Origin of the sequence: Micromonospora sp. KC721 (assembly GCF_004348355.1) — a bacterium.
In the GTDB taxonomy this organism is placed as follows: Bacteria; Actinomycetota; Actinomycetes; order Mycobacteriales; family Micromonosporaceae; genus Micromonospora.
On sequence record NZ_SMJY01000322.1, the window covers coordinates 1 to 3,711 of the forward strand.

5 protein-coding genes are annotated in these 3,711 nt (G+C 74.8%); 1 reads left to right on the forward strand and 4 read right to left on the reverse strand.

Features of this window, described 5'->3' with window-relative positions; all coding sequences use genetic code 11:
- Positions 1-19 precede the first annotated feature (19 nt).
- From E1182_RS29685 to E1182_RS29700, 4 genes are read right to left on the reverse strand one after another with little or no spacing between them, the layout of a single operon-like run.
- The gene (locus E1182_RS29685) at positions 20-1,018 is read right to left on the reverse strand and encodes a lipopolysaccharide assembly protein LapB (protein WP_132271025.1); all 999 of its coding nucleotides are present in this window, start codon (positions 1,016-1,018) and stop codon (positions 20-22) included.
- Positions 1,015-1,503: a 2-C-methyl-D-erythritol 2,4-cyclodiphosphate synthase gene (gene ispF, locus E1182_RS29690; protein ID WP_132271026.1), complete on the reverse strand. Its 489-nt coding sequence runs from the start codon at positions 1,501-1,503 to the stop codon at positions 1,015-1,017. Before ispF ends, E1182_RS29685 begins: the two co-directional genes overlap by 4 nt.
- Positions 1,504-1,552: 49 nt before the next feature.
- Complete coding sequence (gene ispD, locus E1182_RS29695) at positions 1,553-2,248, reverse strand: 2-C-methyl-D-erythritol 4-phosphate cytidylyltransferase (protein WP_132271027.1); 696 nt, start codon at positions 2,246-2,248, stop codon at positions 1,553-1,555.
- A gap of 54 nt (positions 2,249-2,302) precedes the next feature.
- Positions 2,303-2,788, reverse strand: coding sequence for a CarD family transcriptional regulator (locus E1182_RS29700; RefSeq protein WP_007073334.1), 486 nt, complete (start codon positions 2,786-2,788; stop codon positions 2,303-2,305).
- 326 nt (positions 2,789-3,114) lie between these two features.
- On the opposite strand from E1182_RS29700, the gene E1182_RS29705 reads away from it, so the two are divergent.
- Positions 3,115-3,711: hypothetical protein (locus tag E1182_RS29705; RefSeq protein WP_132271028.1), on the forward strand; the 597-nt coding region annotated here is incomplete at its 3' end.

Consider the following 3,711-nt stretch of genomic DNA (forward strand, 5'->3'; position numbering starts at 1 on the left):
GGCGGCGGGCGGCGGGTACCTAGCGGAACATCCGGGTGACCAGGGTCAGGCCGGCGGCGGTGGCCACCGCGATCGCCGCGGCCAACGGCCACGGGCTGCCGACCAGCGCGTGCAGCAGGACCAGCAGCGGACCGACCGCCACCGCCTGGATCGCCAGCGCCAGCACCCGGTCGGTACGCCGCAGTTCCGGCAGGACCTCGTGGCGCAGCCCCGGCACCCGCGCGGCGAGCCGCCAGAGGGCGAACCCGACCGCGACCGCCACCAGCACCGCGACGAACCGGGAGAGCCCGCCGGCCACCGCGACCAGGAGACTGCCGACCAGCGTCCAGGCGCCACCCAGCAGGACGAGCCGGCGGATCCCCTCCTCGACCGGCAGGGCCTCGGCCCGTACCGGGTCGACGGTGGCCAGCTCGGAGACCCGCTCCAGGGCCTCGGCCCAGCGTCGCCGCTCCAACCGGAGCACGCCCGGTTCGCCCGCCGCCTCGGCCAGGGCCGGGTCCAGGCGCAGCGCCTCCCGGTAGGCGCGCTCGGCCAGGTCGAACAGCTGCAACCGGGCCGAGACCAACGCGAGCACCAGATGCGCCTGCGGTTCGTCGGGGGCCAGCTCGACCGCGCGCCACGCGGCGTCGAGCGCCTGCTGGCCGTTGCGCGCCTCGGCCAGGATCCCGGCGCCGGCCCGCTGCGCGTACGCGTCCGCCGGACCGCCGGTGAGGATCCGGTCGGCGGTCGCCGCCGCCTCGCCGTACCGGCCCAGGTCGACCAGAGCGAGCGCCCGGACGACCAGGGGACCGGCCGCGTCGGGCGCGGCGGCCGAGGCGGAGTCGGCGGCGGCCAGCGCCTCGACGGGTCGCCCCGCCGCCAGGTGCAGCCGGGCCAGCAGGGTCAGCGCCGGCCCACCAGCCGTCGGCACCGGCTCACCGGCCGGGGCCAGCTCCTCGACGGCCTCGTCGTACCGACCCAGCTCGGCGAGGAGTTGGGCGCGGTTGAACCGGCCGTCCGCGTCGTCGTCGCCGGTCACGGCCGGGCCGCCGGGTCGTCGTACACCAGGGCGACGGCGATTCCGGCCAGCCCCTCACCGCGCCCGGTGAAGCCGAGCCCGTCGCTGGTGGCGGCGGTGACGGTCACCGGGGCGCCGACCGCCGCGGAGAGCACCCGCTGGGCCTCCGCACGGCGCGGCCCGATCTTCGGGCGGTTCCCCACCACCTGCACCGAGACGTTACCGATCGCGAAGCCCGCCGCCCGAACCCGTCGGGCCGACTCGGCCAGCAGCGCCACGCCGGACGCCCCCGCCCACTCCGGCTGGTCGACACCGAAGTTCGCGCCCAGGTCACCGAGCCCGGCGGCGGAGAGCAGGGCGTTGCAGGCGGCGTGCGCCACCACGTCGGCGTCGGAGTGACCGGCCAGGCCGTCCTCTCCCGGCCAGTGCAGGCCGGCCAGCCAGCAGGGCCGGCCGGCCGCGAAGGCGTGGATGTCGGTACCCACGGCCACCCGAGGAACGATCATGGCCACGAGGGTACGCGCCGGTGGTGCCCGACGCCGGTGCCGCCCGCCGTCACCGGCCGCTGGCCAGCAGGTGTTCGGCCAGCGCCAGGTCGAACGGGCGGGTGATCTTCAGCGCGTACTCCGAGCCGGGTACGCAACGGACCGCGACGCCCAGCTTCTCGACCAGCCCGGCGTCGTCGGTCAACGGGTCGCCGGCTGCGGCGTGCGCGGCGGTCAGCACGCCGCGCCGGAACCCCTGCGGGGTCTGCACCGCGCGTAACGCAGCCCGGTCAACCGTGCCGAGGACCACCTCGCCGGCCCCGACCTCCTTGATCGTGTCGACCACGGGAAGGACCGGGATCACCGCGTCGTTGCCGGAACGGACCGCCGCGGCGACCAACTCGACCAGCTCGGGTGGGGTCAGCGCCCGGGCCGCGTCGTGCACGAGCACGATCTGCGGCTCCGGCGGGACGGCCGCCAGGGCGGCCGCCACCGAGGCCTGCCGCTCGGCGCCGCCCGGCACCACCGTGACCGGTGCCACCGGGGCCAGCAGCTCCCGTACCGCCGCCATCCCGGCCGGCGGGGCGGCCACCACGATGGTGTGCACCGACGGCGCCGCCGCGACCCGGCGTACGGCGTGCACCAGCAGCGGCTCGCCGCCGAGCAGCCGCAGCGCCTTGGGTGCGCCGGGCCCGAGGCGTACCCCGGCACCGGCCGCAGGAACGAGGACCGCGACGTCACCGCGCGGATTGAGCTGCGCGGTCACGTCGCGGTCCTCGGATTTGTTCGCTGCGGGGTGGGTACGACGATGCCGTGGAGGTCAGGCCTCGGTCAGGACCTTGTCGAGCAACGTCTCCGCCTCGTCCTTGGTGCTCTTCTCGGCCAGCGCGACCTCGCCGACGAGAATGTCGCGGGCCTTGGCGAGCATGCGCTTCTCACCCGCGGACAGGCCCCGCTCCCGCTCCCGACGCCACAGGTCCCGCACGACCTCGGCGACCTTCAGCGGGTTGCCGGAGGCAAGCTTCTCCAGATTCGCCTTGTAACGCCGCGACCAGTTGGTCGGCTCCTCGGTGTGCGGTGCGCGGAGCACGTCGAAGACCTTCCCGAGGCCCTCTTCGCCGACCACCTCGCGCACACCCACGATCTCGGCGTTCTCGGCGGGCACCCGGACCGTCAGGTCACCCTGGGCGACCCTCAGGACGAGGTACTGCTTCGGCTCGCCCTTGATGACCCGAGTCTCGATTGCCTCAATGAGTGCGGCCCCGTGGTGGGGGTAAACAACGGTCTCGCCGACACTGAAAACCATAGGTTCGAAACCCCTTTCGCTGTGTCTAGGGTAACACGCTCAGGCACCGATGTCCCACCGCTGTCCTGACCGTTGGCGCAGCTCAGGGGCCCTGTGAGAGGTATTTCTTCAGCTTGACAGGCGGTCAAACCGATGGTTTGCACACGCTCCGTGACCAATAGATGACACCCCGGTACGGGTGATCGGAGCGTGGATTTCTGAGGCTGTGCGCTCGTCCCATGGTATCCCGCCGCCGGCTCGCCCGCCCAGGTCTGGCGGGATGAGGGCCGGTGCGGGACGCTGGAGACACCTGCCGTCGTTCGCCAACCGCTTCCCCCGGGGGTCCGATGGGCACGCCTGACGCAGAAGGCCACCGACCGCCCGACGGGCTGCCCGACCTGCCACCGCACTGGGGTCGGGTGGTCATCCCGGACGACGCCTCGGCGCTGGCCGGGGAGGCCGCCCAACTCCGCCGGGAACTGCGCCGCCAGGGCAACCGGAACCGCCAACCGGGACCGGTCCTCCGCCCGCCGGGACACCACCCGTTCGCCCTGCCCGCGCTCGTGCTGCTGGTCGCGCTCCTCACCACCGTCGCCGCCCTGGCAGCCGTCATCTGGCCCCGGTCGGCGCGCGACCCCGACCGGCCCGGCGAGCCGCCGACCGCGTCGTCCACCCCGCCCGACCTGACCGGGCGACCGCTGCCGGCGCTCGACCTGGTCGACGCCGAGCAGTCACCGGTGCCGCTGCGTCGGCTGCTCCCCGCGGTGATCATCCTGGTGGACGCGTGCACCTGCGCCGAGCAGGTGGCCGCCGCGACCACCGCCGCCCCGGCCGGTGTCACGGTGGTCACCGTCACCGGCGGCCGTAGCGTCTACCCCGCCGCCTCGAACGACAGCCGGGCCCTCGCCGACCCCGCCGGTGGCCTGCGCGCCGCCCTGCGCCTC